The following is a 25912-nucleotide window of genomic DNA, read 5'->3' as shown; positions in this document are numbered from 1 at the left end:
ATTCCGTGGTGCGCGCGCTCGATCAGTCTCTTCTCCCGTTTGCAGAAAATTCGCGAAATCTCAGAATTTCCAATGGATGGAGTAGAGCAATTGACACGCATACCTTTCGATACGATGCGGGACGTCATCACCGAAGCTTTCGTCAAGGCGGGTATGTCCGCCGGAGACGCCGCTCAATGCGCCGCATTTCACACGCAGGCGAGTTGCGACGGGGTGTACTCGCATGGCCTCAACCGGGTCGCACGGTTTGTCGACTACGTGAAAAAGGGCTGGGTCAATCTGGAGGGAAAGCCGGAACCTGTTCGTTCTCTCGCTGCTATTGAAGTGTTCGATGGTCATCGCGGCCCGGGCATTCTCAATGCACTTTTCGCCAGCGATCGCTCCATGGAACTCGCAGAAAAGAACGGCGTCGGCATCGTTGCCTTGCGGAATACGACCCACTGGATGCGCGGCGGGGCCTTCGGCTGGCATGCTGCCGAGAAGGGCTATGTCGCAATGTGCTGGACCAATACCGAGTCCTGCATGCCGGCCTGGGGTGCGCAGAATACGCGCTTGGGCAACAATCCCTTCGTCATGGCCGTGCCGCGTGACAAAGGCCATATCGTGCTCGATATGGCGATGTCGCAATATGCCTACGGCAAGCTTCAGGTCACACGGCTGAAAGGTGAAAAACTGCCCTTCCCGGGCGGCTTTGATAAGAACGGGGTACTAACCTCCGAGCCCGGTCCGATCGAGGAATCGATGCGGATCCTGCCTATGGGGTATTGGAAAGGTTCTGGGTTTGCCATCCTGCTTGATACGCTGGCAGCCGTGCTTTCGGAGGGTGCTCCGACCTACGAGATCGACCAGATCCAGGAAGGAAGTTGCACCGGGTGTTCGCAGATATTTATCGCGATCGATCCACGACAGCTTGGCGGAGAAGATTTCACAAATCGCGTCACCGATGGCATCGCTGATTACGTCAATAGTTCAACAACGGACGAGAAAAGTAGCGAAGTCATTTACCCCGGACAGCTCGAAGTGCGCGTTCGCAAGGATCATCTGGAAAACGGAATTGTTGTCGATGACGGTGTCTGGGGAGAGGTTCTTGCCCTTGCAGGCAGGAGTGCCTGACGATGATCACGGGACACTTAGAATGCCTTGAACGATCAAGAAACGAATTTCCAGACGCTGTTTTCTCGGTTCTCGATGCCCTGGCAACGATGGATTTTCATGACATTGAGGACGGTGAGATCGCTCTCGCCGGTCATGCGCTGACTGCCAGGCTTTTTCTCTGCGAACGCATCCGCTCGACGCCGGAAAGGCCGAGACTCATGTTGAGAACATCGACATTCACCTTGTGGTTTCAGGCGCCGAAAAGATCGTTCAGGCGCCGCTTACAGCCGCGGTCGATGCGACACGTCAAGGACAGCCCGAAAACGACAATCTGTTTTACGAACCGCCGGCCGAACCGGTCACCGTGGTGACCCTGAAACCGGGAGACTTCGCGGTGCTGTTTCCGTGGGACCTTCATGCCCCCGGCTGTTCAGTGCCCGGAGAGGACAGTGTCAGAAAGGTCGTCGTCAAGCTTCCGCTGGAGAGCCTCAAAGCTGACTAAAAAACAAAGGGCCACGTGAACAAGGTGGCCCCATCGAGATTCACTGGGAGGATCAAGGTGTCTATACAAAATACCGTGCAGCAAACGCTGAAGGCGCTGATGGTCATATCGCTTGCCCTGATGTGCGTCCTCGTTTTCGCCAATGTGGTGATGCGATATGGTTTCAACTCCAACATTCTTATTACAGAAGAAGTCGCCCGTTACCTGTTCGTATGGCTGACCTTTCTTGGTTCGATCACGGCCTTTGCCAGAAACCGGCATGTCCGCGTCGTGTTCGTTCTCAACCGCTTGCCGGATCCCTGGCGGGGAATCGTGCTCGTTGCGAGCCGCATCGCCATGCTGATGTGTTGCGTGATGGTGCTTATCGGTTGCTGGCAGCTGGCTGAGCTGAACCTCCAGAACCGCCTTCCCATAAGCGGCTTGCCGGTTGCCGTTCTCTATGCGGCCGGCATTCCCTTCGCCATCTTTGTCGGCGTCATGCTGGTGGCCCGGATCTGGCGTGCCATTCGGCAGTTGCCCGGAGGTGAAATCCTATGACCGTCATCGTCTTCCTTGTCAGCCTGATAGGCTGCATCGTCATCGGCATACCGATTGCCTTTTCGCTGCTGCTCTGCGGCACGGCACTGATGCTCAATCTGGGGTTTTTCGACAGCCAGATCATGGCGCAGAACCTTATCAACGGCGCCGACAGCTTTTCGTTGCTGGCGATTCCTTTCTTCATTCTCGCCGGAGAACTGATGAATGCGGGCGGCATCTCCAAACGCATTGTCGATCTTCCGATGAAGCTGGTCGGCCACAAACGCGGTGGCCTTGGCTATGTCGCGATCATTGCCGCAGTGCTGATGGCAAGCCTCTCCGGTTCTGCCGCCGCAGATACCGCAGCGCTGGCGATGGTGCTCCTGCCGATGATGAAGACCGCGCGCTATCACGAAAGCCGCTCGGTCGGGCTGTTGTCTGCCGGTGGCATCATCGCGCCGATCATTCCGCCCTCCATTCCGTTCATCATTTTCGGTGTGGCGAGCGGTGTTTCGATTTCACAGCTCTTTCTTGCCGGCATTGCGCCGGGCGTGATGATGGGAACGACGCTGGCAGCCGTTTGGTGGTGGCAGGCGCGCGCCGCAGAAGTCGAAACGATGGAGAAGGCAAGTCCGGCTGAAATCATGCAGTCGCTTCGACAGGGTATATGGGCGCTGTTCCTGCCTGTCATCATCATCGGCGGTTTTCGCAGCGGCATATTCACCCCGACCGAGGCTGGTGTTGTCGCCGCTGTCTATGCCTTGTTTATTTCGGTGTTCGTCTATCGGGAACTCGATCTCAAGAAACTCTATGAGGTCCTCTATTCGGCCGCCGAAACGACTGCCGTCGTCATGCTGCTCGTTGCCGCATCGGCTGTATCCGCATGGCTCATCACGATTGCCGAGCTGCCGCAGATGGTTGCCGACCTGATGGAACCGCTCACCGGGTCACCGATCCTGCTGATGGCTGTCATGATGGTTTTCATCATGATCGTCGGCATGGTTATGGACCTGACGCCAACGGTCCTCATCCTTGTCCCCGTGATGATGCCGCTGGTTTACGCCGCCGAGATCAACCCGGTCTATTTCGGCGTGATGTTTATCCTGAACTCCTCGATAGGGCTGATTACGCCACCTGTCGGAAACGTTCTCAATGTGATCGCCGGTGTGTCACAAATACCGTTCGAGCGCTGTGTGCGCGGTGTCGCGCCATATCTGGCCGTTATGCTGGCTTTGCTCGTTCTGTTCATTCTGTTTCCGGCGCTGATCATAACACCGCTTCATTGGCTGTCCTGACGCCAACCGCAAATGTGGCGACAAGCTTCAGCCGCGGGTTTGTCGTCGCACCTTTACCTTGAGCGGCAATACACGAAAATTGGGAGAGTAGAATGACTGTTACCATGAAGAATATCGTACTCGGGTCACTCGTGGGGATCGGCCTCGCATTATCGGCGACGAATGGCGTTCAGGCAAAATCGCTGCGTTTCGCCTCTGAAGCTTCGCGCAACGATACACAGTATGCCGGCGCGCAGAAATTCAACGAGCTGCTGGAAGCAAAGACTGGCGGAGAGCTCGATCTGAAGATTTTCACCGACAGCACGCTCGGCAATGGCCAGGCTGCCATTACCGGAACGCGCGGCAGCACGATCGACATGCTTGTCACCGGTTCGTCGAATTTCAGCGGCCTGGTTCCCCTCATCGGCATGCTCGACATCCCGTTCCTGTTTGAAAATACCGACCATGCCTACCGCACCCTTGACGGCGAGGTCGGGCAGGAATTGCTGGACAAGTTGAACGATGTCGGTCTTCAGGGACTTGCTTACTGGGACAACGGCTGGCGCCAGATCACCAATTCGGTGCATCCGGTTCACACCCCGGACGATGTGAAGGGGCTGAAAATCCGCACGACCGGCGCGCCTGTTCACATCGAGGCTTTCAAGCTTCTGGGCGCAAACCCTGTGCCCATGCCAATCGGTGAACTTTATACGGCCCTCGAAATGGGTACCGTGGATGCCCAGGAACACCCGCTCGGCGTGTTCGTGTCGGCAAAACTCTATGAGGTTCAGGATTACCTGACCCTGTCCTATCATGCCTACAGCCCGCTGATCGTGGCAATGAACAAGGCCAAGTTCGACGCGCTGCCAGAAGACCAGCAGCAGGCGCTCATCGAGGCGGCGCGCGAAGCGGGCGACTATCAGCGCGAGCTCAACAATCAGGCGATTGCGGAAGAAGTTGAGTTCCTCAGGGGCGAAGGCGTTGATATCGTGGAAAGTATCGACCAGACTCCCTTCGTCGAGGCAACGCTTGGCGTTCGCGATACCTTTGTCGATCAGTTTGGCGGCGCTTCCGAACTGCAGCAGATTGATGCATTGCGCACCAATGGATGATCGAAACGCTTCAACCGGCTGAGAAATCCTCAACCGGTTTTGGCAGATATGAGTGGTTCCGGCGATGTGCATTCGACATCTTCCGGAGCCACTTACTTTTCAGTAATGGTTATTTCTGGTGAAGGATGAAAACTGCTAATGATGCGAACGACATGTCAAAAGTGCGTACTGCGAGGGTCTCTTGTCAAAGCTGACATCTGAAAATGCTTCCAAGCCATCGAACGGGCGGGCGACAAAGCTCGAATCCACGATTATGGCCTTTGGGAACGACATTGTGAGTGGTCGTTACGCTGGCGAAACCTCGCTTCCGTCAGAGGCGGAACTGTGCGGCATCTACGGCGTTTCCCGCGCCACGCTTCGCGAAGTCGCGAAAATCCTCGCATCGAAAGGGCTGATTGTCATTCAAAAGCACCGCGGCCTTTTCATTCAGGAGCGTCGCGACTGGAACTACCTCGATACAGATGTTCTGAACTGGGTTCTCGCCGGAGAAGGCAGTTACGAAATGATTAGAACGCTTCTTGAGACCCGGGCCATTATCGAGCCCGAGATCGCCGGCTGGGCGGCCGCGCGGGCGGGCGCGGACGACCTGGCGAAGATGGAAGCTGCCCTGAAGGACATGGATAAATTCTATGCCGACAAGGATCGTTTCAACGAGGCTGATATCCGCTTCCATGCAGCGTTGATTGCTGCCGCGCAGAATTATGTCGTCGAGCAGCTTGGCAAGGCGATCACAGCCCTTCAGATCGCCGTGTTCGATGTGACCTATTTCCCCGATAACACCACAAAGCAAATCACGATCGACCAGCATTCTGAACTTCTGAATGCGATCCGCTTGCGTAAACCCGGCGTGGCAAAACGGATAAGCACACAGATGATCGAAGGCGTGCGGAGTCGCGTCGATCAGAAATATAGAACTTTGAAGTAACGCTTTCTCAAAAAACACGCTCCTGACTGCTGCCTCTTCCTCAGACTGTCAATCGGCACAGGGGTTCGACGCCGATCGGCACTATAAGTCTTTGAACGACCTAAAGAGTATGTGAGCTCGGCGCCACGCCGAATGACAGGCCTGTTGCAGTGCGCCCGTTTATTGAACCGCCGGAGGTTAGATTCTCCGGCTTAGGGCGCAAAGCTACTATAAGTACTCACTACAAAACTCTGATTATCGTTGGAACCGGCGATCCCAGCTAAATAATGCGTAAGCTAGCCTTGCAAACTAAGGATATACAATCAAACGGGCCTGCCGCAAATTTTCGGGCTTAACGGTATGTTGACCATAGGTATGGGATTTGCCTCTCCGAAAGTTGCGGAGTGAGCCCATGATTTTGAATGCCATTGCCGAGAAGCTGAAGCGCCAGTCAAAGGATGACTTTAAAGGCAGGCATTTCGAGGCCTGGCTGATTGTACAGGCGGTTGCCTGGTATTTGCGCTACCCGCTCAGCTATCGTGACTTGGAAGAGATGTTTCGCGAGCGAGGCTTCGAGGTCGATCATAGCACGGTCAACCGCTGGGTATTGGCTTATGCGCCGATGATCGAAAAACGGCTGCGGCAGTTTCGGCGACCCCATTGCGGCTCGGTCCGGATCGATGAGACCTACGTCAAGATCCGCGGCAAATGGCGTTACCTGTATCGGGCCATCGATAAACACGGCAATCCGGTGGATTTCCTGTTGACCGCTAAGCGCGATCTCGACGCCGCCAAGCGGTTCTTCCGGAAAATGCTCAAAGACGAACCCTTGTTGTCCCCGAACAGGATCGGGACGGGTGGGGCCAACACCTTCCCGTCAGCGATCAAAACGTCGGTTGATGATCGGCTTCTCCATCCGGACCCCGTCCACCATGTCACCAAGCATCTCCAGCAAGGCATCGAAAGTGACCATTTTCGGGTAAAGAAGAACATGCCAAAGATCGGTGGCTTCCAATCCTTCAACACGGCGCGACAAACCATCGCGGGCTTCGAGGCGATGCTGTGGCTGAGGAAAGGCTTCGGCTTTTCCGGCGGCTGGACTATCAACGACCAGAACGATTTGCTTGCGCGCCTCTTCGGACTGCAAAAGGTTAACAAAGCATGAAAATGAAGATGCTCAGGGCATAATCGCGCGCTCCGAAAATGTTTGCGACAAGCCCAGGAACTTCATATTCAGCACCTGCGAAATGCTGCTGTGCGCTGTACAGCGTGTTTTCAAAAATCTGGTCTAGTATTTGGTCGGGAATATCGGAAGCTAGGCTCAGGACTCGTTAAAATCATAGCCAGAAGATAACAGCAGCAGCGATGCATATGCTTGAGAAGAAAGTGTGTGCACAACGGTCGTATCGGGTGTGAATTCGGCGCCAGTCCTTGAGCCTGCCAAACATGTTCTCGATTTTATGACGCTTTTGGTAGAGCTTGCGGTCATGCGCTATTGGGACCTTTCTGTTCGCCCTCGATGGAATGCAGGCCTTGATTTTGCGCTCCGCCAAGGCCTCTCGAAACCAGTCGGCATCGTAGCCTTTGTCGGCCAGTAACGTCTTTGCTTTGGGAAAGGATTCTATCATTCGGGCAGCACCTTTGTAGTCGCTCGTCTGCCCTTCGCTCAACAGCATGATCAGTGGTCGGCCATGGCCATCGCAAACCGCATGCAGCTTGGAGTTCAGGCCGCCTTTGGTGCGCTCGATACGTCTGGGAACATCCCCTTTTTTAGCAGACTGGCTGCGGTGCGATGTGCTTTCAAATGCGTGGCGTCGATCATCAACTGTTCCGGCTCACCGCATTCGGCCGCCAATTCAGCGAAAATCCTGTTGAACACACCAAGCCTGCTCCAGCGGATGAAGCGATTATAGATCGTCTTGTGCGGTCCATATTCCTTCGGCGCATCGCGCCATCGCAAACCATTGCGCAAGACAAAGACAATGCCGCTCACGATCAGCCGATCATCAACACGAGGCACACCGTGGGACAGCGGGAAATAAGGTTCAATCCGGCGCATCTGCGCCTGCGACAGCAGCGGAAAATCACTCATTGCGGTTCTCCATTCGAGTCCAATGAATCAAAACGAAGAGAACGTCGCAAGTGATTTAATAGGTCCTGAGCCTAGTGTAACCGAGTTGTATGGGTGAACAGAATCTGACGGAGGTCGCTCCTCCACATTGATCGGCGTTCGATCGCGGAACAAGCTCAAAGCGCCACCCCAAGTTGCTCCGCCTAAAGGCTCGCCATGTATCTGTCGGGTGTGCGTACTCGTCCTTATCTCGACAAAGGAGTGTGCAAACCGATCGTTGATTGGATTCGCGGCTATTCTAAGCTCACCCATCATTGACCTCCCTTATGGCAATTCGAAATGCAATTGCTTGGAATCGGCGTAGACTTCGATCAGGCGCCCAGCCTCGTCACTGTTCCATGCGACCGAAAAATAAGATCGTCCAATCGGCGCCCAGAGCGATAAATCACGCCGATTGACCAAACCGCCGTCTCGCCGCCGCTTGTAGTTTCTAGCCATTTCATCAGGCTCACTAATAAATGTAGCGTCAAAGGGGCTGCGGACTGGTGGTTCAAACCCCATTTTGTCCAGCCAAGCGGCCAGATCGTCTTCACAAGAACCACTCGGGAAGGACTTCAAAACCCCGCTCTCGAAGTTCACTGACATGCCAAACAAGATCACAGGCGGAAACGCCAATAAAGAAGCTTCAACCGATGGCTCGCATAAAGGAGAGTTCGAGAAAGCATTGGTTGGTACACTCGCAGCCCATATCAATGCTAACACGACCAGCAAGACTTGCTTCCAGCAGCGGCTGCGATCGATAGAGAGCAACGGGCTCGTCAAAGGCCTGTCCCTTATACATGTTCCACATAGTTCCCGCCCATCGCCTCATACCCCATCTTCCGCATAATCCTCTCCGTCCGCGCAGTCTCGACACCCGACGTCACATGAAACAGCATCTCGCGGGCGCCCTTGGCCCGTGACCAGGCCTCGGCGCGCTTCAGCAGCCCAAGCGTCACCTTGCCGCCCGCAAGCGAGGCCCGCAGCGATTTCTGGACATTGAGATTGTGGATCGTGGTCAGCAGGATATCGCGGCCAATATGATGTTCGCCGACAGAGCACCACAGCATGCCGGCAACATCATCGCCGCGGGTCGCGAGAATGCAGGCCGAGCGCGACGGATTGGCAACAATCCGCGCAATGATCGCCTCCACTTTCGATGGACTGAAGGGAATGTAGCCAACCGGCTTTCCGCATGCGCTTGTCCCGCCAACGCCACCACCGGAGCGATATCCGTGCCCGGACCCAGCAGCGAAAACCGCAGAGCAGACCGCCCACTCTCCGGCCTTTCAGGCGCATGTCGCAACGACACACCGATAACCATACGCCCGCCCCCGACGTCGCGATTCATTGCAACCAGACTATCGGTTCCGGAAAAGCCCAAGTCAACCCGTGATAGAGCGTAGGGAAACGGCTTCACCGCAGCGAGCATCTGCACTGACGGCTGACGCGGGCGCTTTGCATGGCGTTCGGTACATCCGAGGCCAAGGCGATCTGGACGGAATTCCTGCGCAAGCCGACAAGGCGGAGCCCATACAAAGACTGACCACCGAGTTTCCTGAGCCCGTGGCAGCAGCCCTATTCCTCCTCGCCCTCGATAACGACCGCCATCGCTTCCTCCTGGACTGCGGCTCTGCTGAGCAAGCCGGCATCCTCGAGCGCTTCGATATCCGGCAGATCGCGGAGCGTTTCCATGCCGAAGGCGGAGAGGAAGTGCCTGGTTGTGACGTACGTATATGGCGCGCCGGGAGACGGACTGCGGGGGCCGGAGGCGATGAGGGCGACGTTGCGGAGCGAACCGATCGTGTCGCGGCTGACCTCCTTGCCGAAGATTTTTGAGAGTTCGGCGCGGGTGACGGGCTGGAAGTAGCCGATGGCCATCAGCACCATGGATTCGAACTCGGAAAGTGCCGACACACCGCCCCGGGTCGGAGCCTGCGCGACGCGGATCGCGCCCGCGTAAGCCGAACGGCTTCGGTGCTGCCAGCCGCCGGCGACCGGGACGATCTCGTAGGGCCGGCCGGTGAGTTCTTCTCGGAGATCGTCGATCAGAAGATCGATGCTGCAGCCCTTGCCGACGACGCGGGAAAGCGTCTCGCGGGTGACCGGCTCGGCGGCAGCGAAGATCACCGCCTCCACCCGCAGCATCCATTCGCGCCAACGCAGATCGGCCGGCAGGGCCTCAAGCTCCCGATCAAAGAGGCGCTCGCCTCCCGCCTTTTCGTCTGCGGCATGCGCCCCCTTATGCTCGGCTCCAGCTTTCGCTTTCCGGCGGTTTGTTTTGGCGGCAGGGGATCCGGTCATGGTCACAACCCGTAAATCCGGAAGGAGGGACGGCCCGACAATTCGCGCACGGCGCCGAAACTTTCGAGGCGTTCGAACAGGCGTGATGCGGCCCAACGGGAAAGATTGCTGCCGGGCGCGCTGGCCGGGATAGCGTCCTCGTCCAGCAGTTTCTGGATGACAGGCGCCGCGCCCTTGGTCCGCACCTTCGGCGCCACGGCCACAAGAACATCAGCCCGGCGCGCGATCGCATCCGCCGTCCGCAATGCCGCCCCGGCCCCGTCGGCGATGGAGAGGCAGACCGCGCGGGCAAAAGCCGGTTCGCCCGGACGGACGCGTCCCCTGCCCCCGATGGTCCGAAATGCAGAGCCATAACGCTTCGCCATCATCAAAGGCACGGGCCGGTCCCACTTCAACAGGGTTGCGATCATCATGTCGGCCATCGCCCAGGCCAAAGGTTCGGCATCCGAGCGGATGGCGAGGATTGCGGTCACAAGGTCGGCGACCACGAAGGGAACGGCGCGACCGGACTGGAGCGCGGCTTCCGCCAGCTCCGGGATGGCGGCGAGGTGGTCGTCAAAGGCGAGCCCCATCAGGTCGGCGAGATCTTGGACCTGCTTTGTGGAGAAGCCGGGTTTTCGGGTGGCGAGCCTTTTGTAGGCCAAAACCATCTTTCCGGCGGGGCCGGGATCGTCGTCGGCGGCGGTGAGCAGGACGGCATCGCGCAGCGCCGCCTCGTCCTCGTTGCGACCGCTGAGACGGACGGCGGCGGCGGCGCATTTCAGGGCCTGACGGCCGCGCCAGCAGCCAGCCCAGACGGGTTCGGAACGAACGAGATCATCCAGCGATTTCAGAGCGATACCGGCGGAAAAGGCGGCGTCGGCTTCGGTGACGTCACGCCCACGTGGGCGGGCCCAGCCCGGCAGGGGCGCGGTGGGCGTGACGGTGTTGGCGTGTGGTGCGGCGTACGAGATCCATGGCGGTGAGGCTAATCGATACGAGCAGTTAATGCCAGCATAATCGGATATAACCGCACGGCATGTCTTTTCGCTATCATGATTGATAATGTTGCATTATCGTTCATAATGCTCATTATAAACAAAACCCGCATTTTGAGGCCGCAAATGCCCGAAAACGATGTCGATCCTCACTCTGCTCCGTCTCTCGGCACGGGGACAGGCGATGAATTGCAGCCTTCCGGGTCGTCGGGCGCGCTGACGAGCCATCTCGCCCCGCTGATCGAACGCGCCCGGGGCTATGTCGAAGCGTCGAGCTCGGCCAATACAAGGCGCGCCTATGCGGCTGACTGGGCGCATTTTTCCAGCTGGTGCCGGCGCAAGGGACTTGCGCCCCTGCCGCCGGATGCTGAGACCGTCGGGCTCTACATTACGGCGCTTGCCTCCGGTGAAGCCGCGCCCCGGGCAAAGCCGAGCGCGGTTTCCACCATCGAGCGGCGGCTGTCGGCGATCTCATGGAATTATGCGCAGCGCGGCTTCACGCTCGATCGTCGCGACCGCCACATTGCCACAGTGCTTGCCGGCATCCGCAATCGCCACGCCGCGCCCCCGCGCCAGAAGGAGGCGATCCTGCCGGAGGAACTGATCGCCATGCTGGAAACGCTCGATCGGGGGACGCTCCGGGGCCTGCGCGACCGCGCCATGCTGCTGATCGGCTTTGCCGGCGGGTTGCGGCGCTCGGAAATCGTCGCGCTCGATTGCGGCCGCGACCAGACCGAAGACGGCCGTGGTTGGATCGCGATTTTCGACAAGGGATTGCTGGTGACGCTGCGCGGCAAGACCGGCTGGCGCGAGGTGGAAATCGGCCGTGGCTCGTCGGACCTCACCTGCCCCGTGGCCGCGGTCGAAACCTGGCTGAAATTTGCCAAAATCGCCCATGGCCCGCTGTTCCGCCGTGTCATCGGCAAAAGCAAGGCCGTCGGCGCCGAACGCTTGAGGGATCAGGAGGTCGCCCGCCTCATCAAGAAAGCGGTGCTCGCCGCCGGTATTCGCGGCGACCTGCCGGAGGCCGAGCGGATAAAACTGTTCTCCGGCCATTCGCTGCGCGCCGGGCTGGCCTCCTCGGCCGAAGTTGACGAGCGCTATGTTCAAAAACAACTCGGCCATGCTTCCGCCGAAATGACACGACGCTATCAGCGCAGACGCGATCGGTTCCGCGTCAATCTCACAAAAGCAGCAGGACTGTAGGCTCATCTCTTGTCCCGGCACCCGCTTGCTGTTCATCCACCAACCAACTTTATAGTCATTGACCTAGTCAGGAGGCGTATTGTGCAGCCGTTATCGTTCGGCGAAAAGAATTGAACAGTCGTCAAAGCAAAGACGAAGCTTTCGAAAATGATTAAGCGCGCACAATACGCGCGGTAAACGATTACACGGCCGGAGAACCGAGTGTCGTTGTGGCCTCCGCCGAGGCAGAGTCGCTAGGAAAGGTACACCTACCGCGTTTCTGATGGCATCGTCGCTTCAGCGCGCCGTCATTCTTCTGATCCTCGCAGACAATACAAAAAGCACTCGTTTGTAATTGCCACTCCAGATCAGCTTTCGCAAAAATCTTACGACACGCCCACAAACAATCGGCTATTCAGATTTTCCATGCTTGAAGGATTGGCTTGAGCTGGAGATTATATGTCGATAAATTGAATTTCCGTCGACATATTATATTGATATGTCGACGCCGACGACATATCCACAGGATGTGTCGATCAGAACAGGATTTCGCGACATGTCATTTCGCCCGGACACGCCCTATAATACACTCCATGCCCTTCCCCCGCGCGCGGATGTCGAAAGCAAGGCGGTGCTCAAGGCCTGCATCTCGGCGCGGGCGGCGCTTGCGGAGCTGCGGGTTTCCGGACAGCTCATCCCCAATCAGTCTGTCCTTATCAATTCGATACCCTTGCTGGAAGCGCAGGCGAGTTCGGAGATCGAGAACATCGTCACCACGACCGACAGGCTGTTCCGCTTTGCAAACGAGCCGGGAGCCCGGGCCGATCCCGCCACCAAGGAGGCGCTCAGATATCGCACCGCGCTCAATGAGGGGTTTCAGTCGCTGCAAGACCGGCCGGTCTCGACATCCACCGCCGTCGCCGTCTGCCGCAGGATAAAGGGCGTCGATCTGGACATCCGCACAACGCCGGGAACGGCACTGATGAACGAGGCGACGGGCACCGTCATTTACACGCCGCCGGAAGGCCAGGACCTGCTGCGCGACAAGCTCGCCAACTGGGAACGCTATATTCACGAGGCAGAAGAGATCGATCCGCTGATCCGGCTGGCCGTCATGCATTACCAGTTCGAGGCAATCCATCCCTTCATCGACGGCAATGGCCGCACCGGCCGTATCCTCAACCTTCTCTATCTGGTCGACAAGGGCCTGCTGGATATCCCCGTGCTTTACCTCAGCCGCTACATTATCGGCCACAAGCGCGCCTATTACGACCGGCTGCTGGCCGTGACCACGAACGGAGCCTGGGAAGAGTGGATCCTCTACATGCTGCAGGCCGTGCGCGAGACGGCGGACTGGTCGACGGCGCGCATCCACGCCATTCGCGACCTTCTCGATCACACTGCGGCGCACCTCCGTCGCGACCTTCCGAAGATCTATTCGCGCGAGCTGGCGGAGGTGATCTTCGTCAATCCATATTGCAGGATCGGTGATCTTGTGCAGGCCGGCATCGCCAAACGCCAGGCGGCGTCGGTCTATCTGAAGGCGCTTGTTGACGCCGGACTGCTGCAGGAGGTGAAGGCGGGGCGCGAGAATCTTTACATCAATCCGGCCCTGCTCTCACTTCTCAGCGACCGCAAGCCGGGCGCAACCCGATGATGATCCGCCGAATAGTTCGAATACCTGTACGAACGCCAATGATGTCTTATGCGCCGCTTGCGCCCGGCTTTGAGGTAGCATCGATCCATAGCCCGCACCATCAGCTTCTCGCCGGCAAGCTCCTTCTACCCTCTGAAAACGATATGCACTTTGTTGCCATCGGGATCGCGCAGATATGCCCCATAATAGCCATCGCCATAATGGGGTCTTGGCCCGGGCGCGCCGGCATCGCGCCCTCCAAAGGACAGGCCCGCGCGATAGGCCGCGTTCACGGCGACGGCAGAGGCCGCATCGAACGCCACCATCGCTCCATTGCCGGCGGTTGCCTTCGCAACGTCGAATGGCTCGTAGACATAAAAGCGCGGCAACGGACGATCTTTCGCGATCCAGCAACGCGCTGCCGGTCCGCCATCGGGCTCTACGGCCCGGCGCTCAAGACCAAGCGGGGTGAGCACGGCATCATAGAACGTGGCCGCGCGTTCCATATCATTGGTTCCGACCGTTACATGACTGAACATGGGCTTGCCTTTCAAATCACGATCGCGGCGTTTTCAAAGACCGCGCAAGAGCGGACGAGAACCGGGAGATCGTCATCGTGACCGTCCTCCCCTGCCCCGTCGTCATCGGTTTTTGGTGTCTGCGTGGTATTCCCGGCCTCGATCCGTGCCCTCAGCAGCGCCATCACCATCGGCCAGACCGAGAACTGGCCGTCGCGGGCCCGTTCCGTCAGGTTGCGCAGATAGCCCCCGGGACTGGCAACCGCCTCACCGCGCTGATAGATCGCGGCAAGGGTGATCGCGGCCTGTTTATCGCCCATGACCTCGACCGCCTCTCGCCAGGCGCTTGGGCTAACGCCCAACATCGGCCGGACAATCTCGGCAATGCCCAGGAAGTCCCGCCAGTTGCGGATCGATCCTCCCTTTGCCAGATCCCGCCAGCCTTCGCAGGCATCCAGCACCAGTGCCAGCGGCAATTCCCGCTTCGGCAGGCTGTGCAGGTTGTCGGTTTCGTCAGCGCTGCCGCTCGCTTCTGATTTTTTTCCTAAGCCGTATTTAGATTCAAATTGGGATTCTGTATTTGAATTCTGTTTGTGGCGCTCAGCATGAGACTCATTGGCGTTCGTTTTTTGTGAATTTACGTGAAATTCCAATACGTCACGCACTTCCTCATGCAAAAGCGAAAGCGCATCGCAAATATCCTCGGCCGTTGCCAGGTCCGGGGACCGTGGCAGCCGATCGATGATCTCGCGATAGACCTGGCTCATCGCCGCCCAGTCGCCCGGAACGCCCTCGTCGAGCCCGGCCTCGATCATCTTGACAATGTCCCGGCGCAGCAATGTCAGCCGCTCTCGCGCGCATTTCAGCGCCAGACGCTCCTCGGCAATCCGCGCCGCCATGGTCTCGAACTCGGCCGCACGCGCCACCAGCGGCGACAGGTCGAAGCCATAGGCCTGCTCGACCTGCCCTCCCCTGCCCTTGCGGGCGAAGCGCTTGCCGTTCGGACTATCGCGGCGGATGATCAGGCCGCACTCGACCAGGACGGCCAGATGACGGCGCAGCGTCGCCGGCGAAATGCCGTTAGCCCGCGCGATCAGCTGTTCGTTGGAGGGCCAGACAACGAAGCCGGTCTCCTCGGAGAGCTCGGTTTCGGGATAGAAGGTCAAAAGCGCGTTGAGGATGGCAAGGCCGCGATCGCTCGCCCCCAGCGCCTCCCGCGCCTCGCGCACGGTATGAAACAGTTTCCACTTGTTGAGCCGCGCCCCTTTCGGGGCCTGTCGCGCAACGGATTGGCTTGCCAGCATTGCAAGCGACATCGGCCGCCGCCCAAAGGGCGTCGTGGTCATCGCATTTTCCATGGTTTCACCTTTCAAAAAGGCAAAAGAAATCACCCCTGCAACTCATGAAATGAGATGCAGCCTCTTGACTGGACCGGCCGGAAATGCGAGATCAGTAGGTGCTAAGAACTTATCGGCTTCCGGACGCTTGTCGTTTGGGGGCCTTTTCTTTTGTCTGTTTCTCTCCTTTTTTGCCGTTTCGATTGTCGCCCTCAGGGTATCGCTGTTCTAATCTTTGCGATTCGCACCGGTGGTTGATGAAAAATATTCCTCGGCAAGCGCGTCCATCCGGCGGGAAAGCCATTCGGCGAAACCGGATTCCTGACGTGCAATTGATATTGTGGTGCCGGATGCGCCCGTGGCAATCCGGCCCAGGCTCCTGCCATTGCTCACCAATTCGCGAACGGACTTTTCCGGGCGGTTATCTTCGCCGCCACGCGCGGCCCTGACCGCCAGATCGATGCGCTGCGCGGCATCGGCAGACCGGAAGGCCTGTTTTTCGAGGATCGGACGGATGCGGGCTATCGCTTCATCCCCGCCATTCAGACAGGTTTCCGCAAGCGCCATCCATTTTGGCCGACCAACACCCTTGGCCCGACCGATGGCGAAAATGATGTCGTTGGGAACGGCATTGGCCACTTTCAGCATCAGCGAGATCGGCGTCTTCGAAAGGCCGAGCACCGGCTCGATCGCGACGCTGGAAAAGCCGGCCTCGCGCAGCTGCGCCGCCCAGAGCGCCTGTTCGATCCAGGTTAGGTTCTCGCGCACGCCGTTTTCAAGCGATTGCTCCACCAGCAGTTCCCGGTCGTCGAGCGGGCGGACATAGGCGCGGATCGTCACCTCGGCCGGCGTTCTGCTTTCGGCTGCCAGCAACCGGATCGCGGCAAGCCGACGATGGCCATAGGCGAGCTGATAGCGCCCTTCGGCCTTGGGGTGCGGCCGGACCAGAACCGGCATTTTCTGTCCTTCCGCCCGGATCGACGCCGCAAGGCTTTCGACTTCCTCGCGTGCCTCGCCGTCGTTTTCAAATCGGTCGCGATAGGGCGAAGCTTCAATTTTCGCAGGATCCAGCACGATACTGCTCGATTCCGACAGCGTGTTGAGCGCCTTGCCGACATTGCTGACCACGGGCGAGCCACGCCTTGAACGCGAAAGCGGCGAGACAACCGGCTGCTCCGGCCCCTTCTCGTCGCTATTAGCTTCCGCCATCATCTTCAGGATGTTCTTTTTCATGATGTCCTGCCCCACACGGCCCGGAGAAGCGCCAGAATCTCGCCGTTCACATTATCGGCGCTCTCGATGGCGCGCTTCAGCGTTTCACGGCCGACCTCGCCGCTTTCAAGCTCGTAAAGCGATTTCTTGGCGACGCCGGCACCCGCAATCGCGGTCGATTCGATTGCCTCATAGACCAGAACATCATTTTCGAAGAGCCGTCGCATCACGCCCGACATGTATTTCTGCGGCCCGTCATTGGGATTGACGCGGGTCATCAGGAATTTCAGGAAATCATGGTCGAAACGGGCGCCGAACTGGGCAAGCGTATCGGCAAGATCTGAAATCATGATCAGGAACTGGTTGCAGGAGGCAACGTCCAGCATTGCCGGATGAACCGTGACGATCAGACCGGTCGCTGCATAAAGTGCTGCAAGCGTGGAATAACCGAGCGATGGCGGGGTATCGAGCACCACGAAATCATAATCGTCTGCGACCGAGGCAATCGCACTCTTCAGCCGCTCGAAGAACAGGCCGAGTTCATCGCGTTCGCGCTGGGCGAGATAGGCCGGCGTATCGAACTCGAAATCCATCAGCTCCAGATTGCCCGGCACGAGGTCGATGCCAGGAAAATAGCTCTTGCGAATGACGTCGGCGAGCGTTTTGCGCTCATTGTCATAACGCAAAGCCGCATAGACCGTTTCGTTTTCGCCGACATCGAATTCCGGCTGCAGCCCGAAGATCGAGGTCATCGAGGCCTGCGGATCGAGATCGATGCACAAGACCCGGTAGCCTTGCAGCGCCAGATAATGCGACATGTGGATCGAGGTCGTGGTCTTGGAACTGCCGCCCTTGAAATTGGCGGTGGCGATGACCTGAAGCTTCTCCCCTTCCCTGCGCCGCGGCCACAGGCGAAGCGCATCGTCGGGACGACGCGCGGCCAGAAACTGGCGCAACTCGCCGAGCTGCCCGACCTGGTATATACGCCGGTTATTTTCCGCGCGTAAGGGCTCCGGCCCCTTGCCATCGATGGTCATCGCCCGCAATGTGCTTTCGGGCACATCGAGCAGCTTGACGAGATCGAGAGTCGAGAACGTGCGCGTGAACTGCTTGCGCGCCTCCGGCGGATAGATGCGATGACGCATCGACTGCAGCTCGGCGGACAGACGTTCGGTGTAATCCTCGATCTTTGCCGCTGTATCGCCGATCGCGGTGTATGCGGCTGTTTCGGTCATCTGACGGTTTCCTGTCCGAATTCACTCCATTTGCGTCAAAGCTGCATGACTCTTTCCGATTCTGCAAGGGGTTTTTAGTTAATGAAAGGTTAACGGGCGAGACTGGCCCTGTTCTTCACCTGTAAGGCTTTCACCTCAATTGGCTGTTTCCGGCCGTCCCTGGCCTTTGAGAGGATCAACAGCCACCGGGCTGCGACCGAAATGGATTTGTGCGAGTGCCGATTCCACCGCTTGATATCGGTTGCGCGGCCCGTTCCCGCCGGCGATGGCATGCTCCGTTCGCTCGCCTCCTGGCCTGCGGATATCCTGATCTTGGCTATAGCAAAAGGGCAAGACATAGTCCCTGGGAAGCACTCCAAATGACGCACGCTCGCGAGGACGCCTCGCAGCGGCTGATACCTGCTGGTAGGGCAATTGCGCCGCAGCGCGCCTGCTCCGGACGACCCAGCGGGGCTCCAGAACCACCACCCGGTCGGACGCCATCAACCCGCCTGCGCTATGCAACGCGGAAACCCCGCGGCGCCATCTGCCATTCTGGCCGCTTGCAGCCAGGCCGCTTTATCTCGTGGACCTCGGGGTTTTCAATTGAAAACTTTTCTGTCCTCGCACCAACAGGTGACGAGTGGCCACTATGGCAGAGGAGCGTGTACCGTCTGATTGTTTTCAATTGAAAACACGATAGGGAAATCTCGCCAGCACACCCGGGCAGTCACGACGGGTCGGCATATTCGCCGATATAGTTTGCTCTGAGATAAAAATCCTTGGGTCGTCCGATATGCTGCGGGATGATACAGCACAAACCGGCACCATCGCCGGCGGCAAGCGCCTTGATCATATCGAAGTGCTCGGTAATCGCAACTTCGCGGATTTCGCGGATGGCGAAGGCGCGGGTACTGATGAGGTGAGTGGCGAACGTATAATGCTGGATCGCATCGGCAAGCTGGCGATTGTCCGCCGCTTGGTACAGCGTCTCGTGAAACAGGTTGTTCAACTCTAAGACTTCACCGGACCGCTGACTATACGATGCCTCGCGGTGGCGGGTCGCGATATCGGTGAGCACCGCGATCGTCTCTGCAGGGACCGGATAGGCGAAGCGCCGTGCCGCCTGACATTCCAAGCATTCGCGAATTTCATACAACTCCTCGATCTCCCGGATCGAATAATCGCGGACATGAACACCCTTGTTCCGCTGGCGTGTCACCAGGCCGGTGTTTTCCAACTCGGTAAAGGCGAGGCGGACGGCGTGACGGGTAGCCCCGGTGCGGGCGATAATCTCATCTTCCACCAGCCGCTCACGGGGATGCCGGTGACCGGAAATGATTTCACGCTGCAATTCGCGATGTACATCCTCCCAGTTTTTCGGTTGTTTCGGCACGTATTGCGCACTCCAGCCCCGATTCACGAACTTTTCGCGATATTATCACATTCTCAAAGAAAGACAATTATCGGTATCATTATCAATAATCTTACCGATAATTTGAAACAGACAAAAGATGTTTATCGGATAGGCCGTGTAGGCGCAGTTCCCGGCGATTGGGCAGAAGCAACCGCCGTCGACGTCACAGCAATCACGGCGGTAGGAGCGGGCGGCGCGAATATGGTGGAGACGCCATTTGGGCACACGCTTGCGCTCAGCCAGATCGCCAGGCGCAAGATTCCCGCGGACAGTCAAGGAACAGTTTCTTTATAATTTCCACCATCCGGCCGCCTATTTCACGCCGGATGTGACGCTCGACATCAGCGCGGTCACGGTGCACCAGGTCGGCGAAGACAGAGTCCGGGTGGAGAACGCGGGGCAGGGCGCCACCTGAAAAGCTCAAGGGACGGTCAGCTAACACGGCGATTTCTTCGGCGAGACCGAGATTTCCTATGCCGGCCAAATGCGCTCAATCGTGCGTGTCATGCCCCAGCAGACGAAGCGTGAGCGGCTGTTCCCTCTGGGGCGCGGTCAGGATGCGCTCGGACATTTTCGGCGAGGTCAGCGTCTTCGACGCCGATTCCGGCGCGATGCTGCCGCATTTCATCGGCGGGCCGGCCAGGGGAGGGGGCGTGCGCCAAAGCTATCGCCCGCGCGTTTGCACGCCGGTGACGCGGTCTTTTTTCTTTCTCAGCGAGGAAACCGCATAAACGCCGGCAATACCGCCACCCTCCACCAGATCGCCCAGGCCGCTCCGGCGACAGGCAACTGACTGAATGTCTATGTAATCGCAGACGAGCGCCCGACCGTTTTCTACGATGCGTTGCAGGACGATACCGGGACTGAGGCCGCCGGCGTCCCCCTGCGCCGCGCAATATATTTCGCGCTCGACATCAATCCGATCATGCTGGCCTCCATCGGCAAGCTGAAGCGCGTCAAACCGGTGCACAGGCTCTGGTGAAGCACGAACTGCAAATGATCGAGGCGGCGCGGTCATCCGCTTTCAGTAAGGGGTCAATGGCAACGCCTGCCAAATTCGCAATGCCAAACTGCGCGGAGGAAACGACTGGTTAAGGTTTCTTTTCTATCACATTAGCTGAATGACAGCTCTCAGATTGGTCTTCATCAGCATGCCTTTTTCGCGTTATCCCAGCCTTCGATCGAAACCTGCCGAAACGGTAAAGACGGACAGTCTTCAGACAGAAGGCGACGACCAGTTCGCGGAGCCATCGCGACGCAATCCGGATGCGGCGATCCTGGACCCTGACCGGCTTCCGACCTGGCAACGCCCCTTCGTGCTGGGACCGAATGTGCGCTTCACACGCACCCCGCACAAGAACACCTCAGAGACGCCCCCGGCCGCGACATGCGAAAGGACGGAGGAGCATGACGGGCCGCCATCACGCTCGCCGGCCGTTGCGCTTCAGGATCGCATAGCCGACGAACTGCCTGCCGGGCGAGGGGAGGGCGAACCGCATAACCAGCCGCTGGTGCCTCTCCAGGCCGAACCGACGGTGCTGGTGGATTTCCTGTTCCAGCCGATCGGCGCACCGGAGAATGATGCAGAATTACCGAACATCACTGAACCGGGGTTTGGGCCTGAACCGGAGCCTGGACCTGAGCCCGATCGTCTTGCGGAAACGACGGAGCAACCTTCAGCAACCAATGACGAAAGCAAAGTGAATATTGCGCACGCGCCCTCAATCTCTGACACGCACGACGCCCAGCCAGCAGAAGCGGTGAGTGAAGCCAACGAAACGCCAGAAGGGGAAGCATATCTTGCCTTCGTTCCGGATGGGCTTGCTTTCGAGATGATGGCGCTCGGCCTTTTCGAAGGCGTAACGCCGGCCGCAGAAGCTGACGCCGCCGCATGCACAGACGACGATTGCGCCGATGACGCGTATGCCGACGATGACAGCACGCTATGGACAGCAACCTCGGACGCGGTGGAAACCATCACCAATGAGCCAGAAGTAAAAGCGGAGGAAGGCCCGTCGCCGGTCGCACTTTACCGCCAGGTTCTGCTCCACAGCCCGACACAGCGCGGCACAAGCGACCGCATTGACGAACAGGTCGCGCATGCGGACGAAGACCCCGCCGATGAGAGCGATGACGGGTTCGGCGAAATGTATGAGGATAAACCGGAAGATGATCAGGAAGACGATAGTGCCGCCTTCACCGACGAGGTTGTCTGCCAGCCCGACATCCGGCGCGAAATGGAGCCGGAAGAGGACGAAACGCCAGAGGCCGTCACCGAGCCACTACACGTGCTGGCGAAGCATGAACAAACCGATTTCCTGTTCCCCTCGATCGAGCTTCTGCAGGCGCCGTTTTCGGACGAGAACCAGCGATCTAAGCCAGGAAGTGCTGGAACAGAGCGCCGGCCTGCTGGAGAGCATTCTGGAGGATTTCGGCGTCAAGGGCGAGATTATCGATGTCCGTCCGGGGCCCGTCGTCACGCTTTACGAATTCGAACCGGCGCCGGGTGTCAAATCATCGCGGGTGATCAATCTCTCTGACGATATCGCCCGGTCGATGTCGGCGCTTTCGGCCCGCGTTGCGGTTATTCCCGGCCGCAATGTGATCGGCATCGAGCTTCCGAACGAAGAGCGCGAGACGGTCTATCTGCGGGAGCTTCTTGAAAACCGCCTCTACATGACGACGGATTTCCGCCTGCCGCTTTGCCTCGGAAAGAATATTGGCGGTGAGCCGGTGGTCGCGGAACTCGCGAAGATGCCGCATCTTCTCGTGGCCGGCACCACCGGCTCGGGCAAGTCTGTCGCCATCAACACCATGATTCTGTCGCTGCTCTATCACCTCCGGCCGGAAGAATGCCGTCTGATCATGGTTGATCCGAAGATGCTGGAACTGTCAGTCTATGACGGCATTCCGCATCTTCTCACCCCGGTCGTGACCGATCCGAAGAAGGCCGTTCTTGCGCTGAAATGGGCTGTGCGCGAAATGGAAGACCGCTATCGCAAGATGTCGCGGCTCGGCGTTCGCAATATTGACGGGTTCAACAAGCGTGTCGCCGAAGCGCGTTCCACAGGCGAAACCATCATGGTGTCGGTGCCCACCGGCTTTGACCGCACGACCGGCGAGCAGATTTTCGAGGAACAGGAACTCGATCTCTCGGCACTGCCCTACATCGTCGTCATCGTCGATGAGATGGCTGATCTGATGATGGTTGCCGGCAAGGAGATCGAGGGTACCATCCAGCGTCTGGCGCAGATGGCGCGCGCTGCAGGCATTCATCTGATCATGGCCACGCAGCGGCCCTCGGTCGACGTGATCACCGGCACCATCAAGGCCAACTTCCCGACGCGCATCTCGTTCCAGGTGACCTCGAAGATCGACAGCCGCACGATCCTAGGCGAGCAGGGCGCAGAATACCTGCTGGGGCAGGGGGACATGCTGCACATGAAGGGTGGCGGCAGGATCGCCCGTGTCCACGGTCCCTTCGTGTCCGATCACGAAGTAGAGAAGGTCGTCGCTCATCTGAAGACGCAGGGCACGCCGACCTATCTCGGCAGCGTTGTGGTCGACGAAGAAGAGGAAGACGAGGGTAAAGAGGAAGCCGCCGTCTTCGATGCGACCGATATGGGTTCCGACAGCGATGACGTCGACGATCTTTTCGCAAAGGCCGTGAAGATTGTTCAGCGCGACAAGAAGTGCTCAACCTCCTATATCCAGCGCCGCCTGTCGATCGGGTACAACCGTGCGGCGTCCCTGGTGGAGCGCATGGAACACGAAGGCCTTGTCGGCCCTGCCAATCATGTCGGCAAGCGCGAGATCCTCGACACCGCCGCACCGGGCTGACCCTGTGTATCGACGCTGGATTGATGCCGCGCCAGAAAAAGTGAAGTGGCCCGGGAAACCTGCACCGCGGGGATAAATGGAATTTCTGCCTGATTTCGGCTTAGATGCCGGGACCAGGAGATACCATGACGAGACGACCGCGCCGGAACCATAGCCCGGCTTTCAAGGCGAAAGCGGTGCTTGTCGTCATCCGGGGTGAGCAGACGCTGGAGAGTGATTTTTTAGCTGGAGCGCTCGGCAAGGCGGGATTGCCGGGGGACAAGAAATGATCGGCCTCGGGCATAAGCTATCCGTCGTGCGCCAGGCCAAGCTTCTCTGCTTCAGCCGTGGGGCAGTGTCTATTGTCTGCCTCATCCTGTGTCAGACGGCGATCTGGCTTTGATGCGGCGGGTTGATGAACTGCATCTCGACTACCCGTTTGCCGGAAGTCGGATGTTGCAAGGGCTTTTGAGAGGCGAAGGGCTGGAGACTGGGCGGCTGCACGTCGCCACGCTGATGAAGAAAGCGGAGATCGCCGTCTCGATGGACGGTAAAGGCGCATGGCGCGACAACGTCTTCGTCGAACGGCTCTGGCGTTCGATCAAATACGAAGAAGTCTACCACCACGCCTACAAGACCGTGTCCGAAGCCGGCGCTGGCATCGGCAGATATCTGACCTTTTACAATAGCCGCCGTCCGCACTCATCGCTTGACCGGAAGACACCCGATCAGGCCGACTTCAACGCGCTGCCAGCAATATCGGCGGCGGCATAACGACGCCGGAAACCACTTAAGAACGAGCATCAGCCTGTCCAAACAAACCGAGCCAGATCAGACTTTGCGAACAAACTCCGACTTCAATTTCATGGCACCGACACCATCCACTTTGCAGTCGATATCGTGATCGCCCTCAACAAGGCGGATATTCTTCACCTTGGTGCCAACTTTGATCACCTGCGATGAGCCTTTGATTTTCAGGTCTTTGATCAAGGTGACAGTGTCACCATCGCTCAATGCGTTGCCATTGGCGTCGACAAAGGTGGGGGCGTCGTCTGTTGTGGCTTCGACCGACCATTCATTGCCGCATTCCGGGCAAGTCAGAAGTGCTCCATCTTCATAGGTGTAAGGTGACTGGCATTTGGGGCAGGGTGGGAGTTCGCTCATGGTCGTTCCTTTGCTGAAGAGGGATTATCCATCCATGCACCGGCACCTGAAATAAAGCTGCCCGTCTTTCGTGGAGTGTATTTTCAAAGTGACGCCGCCGATTTATCTGCGGCGTTTAAGGCTGGCAATGCTGTAGCGATCATGCGCTCTGGTGTCGAGGGGCAACGACGTTTTGGCAATAGTGAGAAAAGCAGCGGCGCTTCTCACACTGCTCATCCTGGTCGTGTCTCAAACAGAGACTGTCTAGAATTTTGTGCCCTGGCGTTGTTTCAGGACATAGGGAAACGTTCTTCGAACATGATTGCGAGCTGGCTTTTGACGGCGTGCCATTCTCGCACTGAACGCTTCCACTCGGTTGAGGTAGCATTGAGGGCCAGATAGATCAACTTGGCCGCAGCCTCATCGCTCGGGAAGTGTCCGCGCGTTCTGACGGCGCGCCGGATTTTCGAGTTCAGCGCCTCAATGGAATTCGTGGTGTAGATCAGCCTGCGCACCTCGGGCGGATAGTCGAGAAACGGGATGACCTCGTTCCAGGCCCGCCGCCAGCTTGGCGCGATCGCCGGATAGCGCCTGGCAAGGTCACTGTCCTCGAAAGTTGCCAGCGCTTCTTCCGCCGCCTCGATATTCACGGCGGTGTAGACCGTCTTGAGCGCCTTGGCGACGGCCTTGCGGTCCTTGTAGCTGGCGAAATTCATGGAATGGCGCAGGAGATGGACAATGCAGGTCTGAACCTGCGTCCTCGGGAAGGCTGCCTCGATGGCCTGCGGAAAGCCCTTGAGGCCGTCGACCACGGCGATCAGAATGTCCTGAACACCCCGGTTGCGCAGATCGGAAAGCACGCTGGCCCAGAATTTGGCGCCTTCATTGGCCTGGAACCACAGGCCCAGCACGTCGCGCGTGCCGTCCGGAAGGATCGCCAGCGCCACGAACACCGCCTTGTTGGAGACCGCGCCGTCGCTGCGGATATTGACCCGGATCGCGTCCATGAAGACGATCGGATAGCAGGGCTCCAGAGGCCGGTTCTGCCATGCCGTGACCTCATCCATCACGCTATCGGTGATGGCGGAAATCAGGCCGGGGGACGCCTCCACGCCGTAGATTTCCTCGATATGCCCCTGGATCTCCCGGGTCGTCATGCCCCGGGCATACATCGAGATGATCTTGCGGTCGAAATCGGGAAAGCGGCGCTGGTATTTGGCGATCAGCACCGGATCGAAGGTGCCGTTGCGGTCGCGTGGGATGTCGAGGACCACCTTGCCGCTGTCGGTGGTCACCGTCTTGCTGCTGCTGCCATTGCGGCGGTTTGCCGGCTCGTTATGGCCTTCGGGCACAGCCTCAGCCCGCTCTTCGTCGAGATGGACGTCAATCTCGGTGCTCAGGGCACGTTCGGCCAGTGCTTTCGTCAGTTCGGACAGAATACCATCCTTGCCGAAAAGGTCACCGGGCGAGCGCCCTTGCATCAGGCGGTCCAGGAGTTCTTTGTCGATGCTCATACGTGGGTCTCCTCAAAGAGCAGTTACCACGCCAGAGCACAAAAATCAGGACAGTCCCCTCAAACAAGGCCACGACCTTTCAGCATCGCTTCTGGTTCGGTCATCACCAAAGGAGACCGACAT

25 protein-coding genes and 2 pseudogenes are annotated in these 25912 nt (G+C 58.5%); 15 read left to right on the top strand and 12 right to left on the bottom strand.

Going from position 1 to position 25912, the window contains the following annotated elements:
- The first annotated feature begins 90 nt into the window (after positions 1-90).
- The 7 genes from yiaK to AC0L7L_RS22175 all read left to right on the top strand — a co-directional run bounded on the left by yiaK (position 91) and on the right by AC0L7L_RS22175 (position 6568).
- The gene (gene yiaK / locus AC0L7L_RS22205) at positions 91-1113 is read left to right on the top strand and encodes a 3-dehydro-L-gulonate 2-dehydrogenase (protein ID WP_473514278.1); all 1023 of its coding nucleotides are present in this window, start codon (positions 91-93) and stop codon (positions 1111-1113) included.
- 160 nt (positions 1114-1273) lie between these two features.
- Positions 1274-1597 (top strand): NanQ anomerase/TabA/YiaL family protein, encoded by a 324-nt coding sequence (locus tag AC0L7L_RS22200; RefSeq protein ID WP_272214703.1) that lies wholly within the window; start codon positions 1274-1276, stop codon positions 1595-1597.
- Between the two features lie 57 nt (positions 1598-1654).
- The gene (locus tag AC0L7L_RS22195) at positions 1655-2134 is read left to right on the top strand and encodes a TRAP transporter small permease (protein WP_272214554.1); all 480 of its coding nucleotides are present in this window, start codon (positions 1655-1657) and stop codon (positions 2132-2134) included.
- Positions 2131-3408 carry a TRAP transporter large permease subunit gene (locus AC0L7L_RS22190; RefSeq protein WP_272214555.1) on the top strand — a complete coding sequence of 426 codons (1278 nt, stop codon included), beginning with the start codon at positions 2131-2133 and terminating at the stop codon, positions 3406-3408. The genes AC0L7L_RS22195 and AC0L7L_RS22190 overlap by 4 nt, the downstream gene beginning before the upstream one ends.
- 104 nt (positions 3409-3512) lie before the next feature.
- Entirely contained in the window at positions 3513-4499 is a 987-nt protein-coding gene (locus AC0L7L_RS22185; protein WP_473514277.1) for a TRAP transporter substrate-binding protein, read from the top strand.
- A 274-nt stretch (positions 4500-4773) separates the two neighbouring features.
- Positions 4774-5424: a FadR/GntR family transcriptional regulator gene (locus tag AC0L7L_RS22180; protein ID WP_272214557.1), complete on the top strand. Its 651-nt coding sequence runs from the start codon at positions 4774-4776 to the stop codon at positions 5422-5424.
- A 391-nt stretch (positions 5425-5815) separates the two neighbouring features.
- Entirely contained in the window at positions 5816-6568 is a 753-nt protein-coding gene (locus AC0L7L_RS22175) for an IS6 family transposase (protein ID WP_272214558.1), read from the top strand.
- Between the two features lie 172 nt (positions 6569-6740).
- On the opposite strand, the gene AC0L7L_RS22170 is transcribed toward AC0L7L_RS22175, so the two are convergent.
- From AC0L7L_RS22170 to AC0L7L_RS22150, 5 genes are all read right to left on the bottom strand, one after another.
- A protein-coding gene (locus AC0L7L_RS22170) for an IS5 family transposase (protein WP_473514261.1) occupies positions 6741-7495 on the bottom strand; the annotation gives its coding sequence in 2 pieces (ribosomal slippage) (positions 6741-7162 and positions 7162-7495; 756 coding nt in all).
- A gap of 303 nt (positions 7496-7798) precedes the next feature.
- Positions 7799-8284, bottom strand: coding sequence for an alkaline phosphatase family protein (locus AC0L7L_RS22165; RefSeq protein WP_272214560.1), 486 nt, complete (start codon positions 8282-8284; stop codon positions 7799-7801).
- A gap of 23 nt (positions 8285-8307) precedes the next feature.
- Positions 8308-8667, bottom strand: coding sequence for a hypothetical protein (locus AC0L7L_RS22160; protein WP_272214561.1), 360 nt, complete (start codon positions 8665-8667; stop codon positions 8308-8310).
- Between the two features lie 424 nt (positions 8668-9091).
- Entirely contained in the window at positions 9092-9823 is a 732-nt protein-coding gene (gene scpB / locus AC0L7L_RS22155; protein ID WP_473514260.1) for an SMC-Scp complex subunit ScpB, read from the bottom strand.
- A complete protein-coding gene (locus tag AC0L7L_RS22150; RefSeq protein WP_473514276.1) occupies positions 9820-10770 on the bottom strand; it encodes a DUF1403 family protein in 951 nt (316 codons plus the stop codon). Before AC0L7L_RS22150 ends, scpB begins: the two co-directional genes overlap by 4 nt.
- Positions 10771-10920: 150 nt before the next feature.
- Between AC0L7L_RS22150 and AC0L7L_RS22145 the strand changes: the two genes are divergently transcribed.
- A complete protein-coding gene (locus tag AC0L7L_RS22145) occupies positions 10921-12000 on the top strand; it encodes a site-specific integrase (protein ID WP_272214563.1) in 1080 nt (359 codons plus the stop codon).
- 535 nt (positions 12001-12535) lie between these two features.
- Positions 12536-13636: a protein adenylyltransferase Fic gene (gene fic / locus AC0L7L_RS22140; RefSeq protein ID WP_473514259.1), complete on the top strand. Its 1101-nt coding sequence runs from the start codon at positions 12536-12538 to the stop codon at positions 13634-13636.
- Positions 13637-13761: 125 nt separating this feature from the next.
- Here fic and AC0L7L_RS22135 read toward each other — a convergent pair whose 3' ends face one another.
- The 5 genes from AC0L7L_RS22135 to AC0L7L_RS22115 all read right to left on the bottom strand — a co-directional run bounded on the left by AC0L7L_RS22135 (position 13762) and on the right by AC0L7L_RS22115 (position 19292).
- On the bottom strand, positions 13762-14154 hold the full coding sequence (locus AC0L7L_RS22135; RefSeq protein WP_272214565.1) for a VOC family protein: 393 nt from the start codon (positions 14152-14154) through the stop codon (positions 13762-13764).
- A gap of 11 nt (positions 14155-14165) precedes the next feature.
- Positions 14166-15479 (bottom strand): plasmid replication protein RepC, encoded by a 1314-nt coding sequence (gene repC / locus AC0L7L_RS22130; protein WP_473514258.1) that lies wholly within the window; start codon positions 15477-15479, stop codon positions 14166-14168.
- A gap of 219 nt (positions 15480-15698) precedes the next feature.
- Positions 15699-16703: a plasmid partitioning protein RepB gene (gene repB / locus AC0L7L_RS22125; protein WP_272214569.1), complete on the bottom strand. Its 1005-nt coding sequence runs from the start codon at positions 16701-16703 to the stop codon at positions 15699-15701.
- Entirely contained in the window at positions 16700-17917 is a 1218-nt protein-coding gene (repA, locus tag AC0L7L_RS22120) for a plasmid partitioning protein RepA (RefSeq protein WP_272214570.1), read from the bottom strand. The genes repB and repA overlap by 4 nt, the downstream gene beginning before the upstream one ends.
- Before the next feature lie 709 nt (positions 17918-18626).
- Entirely contained in the window at positions 18627-19292 is a 666-nt protein-coding gene (locus tag AC0L7L_RS22115; protein WP_473514257.1) for a GntR family transcriptional regulator, read from the bottom strand.
- Here AC0L7L_RS22115 and AC0L7L_RS22110 point away from each other — a divergent pair.
- The 6 genes and pseudogenes from AC0L7L_RS22110 to AC0L7L_RS22085 all read left to right on the top strand — a co-directional run bounded on the left by AC0L7L_RS22110 (position 19224) and on the right by AC0L7L_RS22085 (position 23906).
- On the top strand, positions 19224-19607 hold the full coding sequence (locus tag AC0L7L_RS22110; RefSeq protein WP_473514280.1) for a hypothetical protein: 384 nt from the start codon (positions 19224-19226) through the stop codon (positions 19605-19607). The two genes, AC0L7L_RS22115 and AC0L7L_RS22110, sit on opposite strands and share 69 nt — an antisense overlap.
- Entirely contained in the window at positions 19531-19728 is a 198-nt protein-coding gene (locus tag AC0L7L_RS22105; protein ID WP_473514256.1) for an acyclic terpene utilization AtuA family protein, read from the top strand. The genes AC0L7L_RS22110 and AC0L7L_RS22105 overlap by 77 nt, the downstream gene beginning before the upstream one ends.
- 109 nt (positions 19729-19837) lie before the next feature.
- Complete coding sequence (locus AC0L7L_RS22100; protein WP_473514255.1) at positions 19838-20044, top strand: hypothetical protein; 207 nt, start codon at positions 19838-19840, stop codon at positions 20042-20044.
- A 113-nt stretch (positions 20045-20157) separates the two neighbouring features.
- Positions 20158-20295 carry a hypothetical protein gene (locus AC0L7L_RS22095; RefSeq protein WP_272214574.1) on the top strand — a complete coding sequence of 46 codons (138 nt, stop codon included), beginning with the start codon at positions 20158-20160 and terminating at the stop codon, positions 20293-20295.
- 154 nt (positions 20296-20449) lie between these two features.
- Positions 20450-23153 (top strand): annotated as a pseudogene (locus AC0L7L_RS22090) (DNA translocase FtsK).
- Positions 23154-23278: 125 nt separating this feature from the next.
- Positions 23279-23906, top strand: a pseudogene (locus AC0L7L_RS22085) (integrase core domain-containing protein).
- 57 nt (positions 23907-23963) lie between these two features.
- Here AC0L7L_RS22085 and AC0L7L_RS22080 read toward each other — a convergent pair.
- Together AC0L7L_RS22080 and AC0L7L_RS22075 are read right to left on the bottom strand one after the other, a co-directional pair.
- The gene (locus AC0L7L_RS22080) at positions 23964-24296 is read right to left on the bottom strand and encodes a zinc ribbon domain-containing protein YjdM (protein ID WP_272214577.1); all 333 of its coding nucleotides are present in this window, start codon (positions 24294-24296) and stop codon (positions 23964-23966) included.
- 269 nt (positions 24297-24565) lie between these two features.
- On the bottom strand, positions 24566-25789 hold the full coding sequence (locus AC0L7L_RS22075) for an IS256 family transposase (RefSeq protein ID WP_473512296.1): 1224 nt from the start codon (positions 25787-25789) through the stop codon (positions 24566-24568).
- Between the last annotated feature and the right edge of the window lie 123 nt (positions 25790-25912).

Source organism: Martelella sp. K41-7 (genome assembly GCF_055808365.1).
The sequence above is the reverse complement of the archived record's forward strand: the minus strand, read 5'-3'. Positions and strand labels throughout refer to the sequence as shown.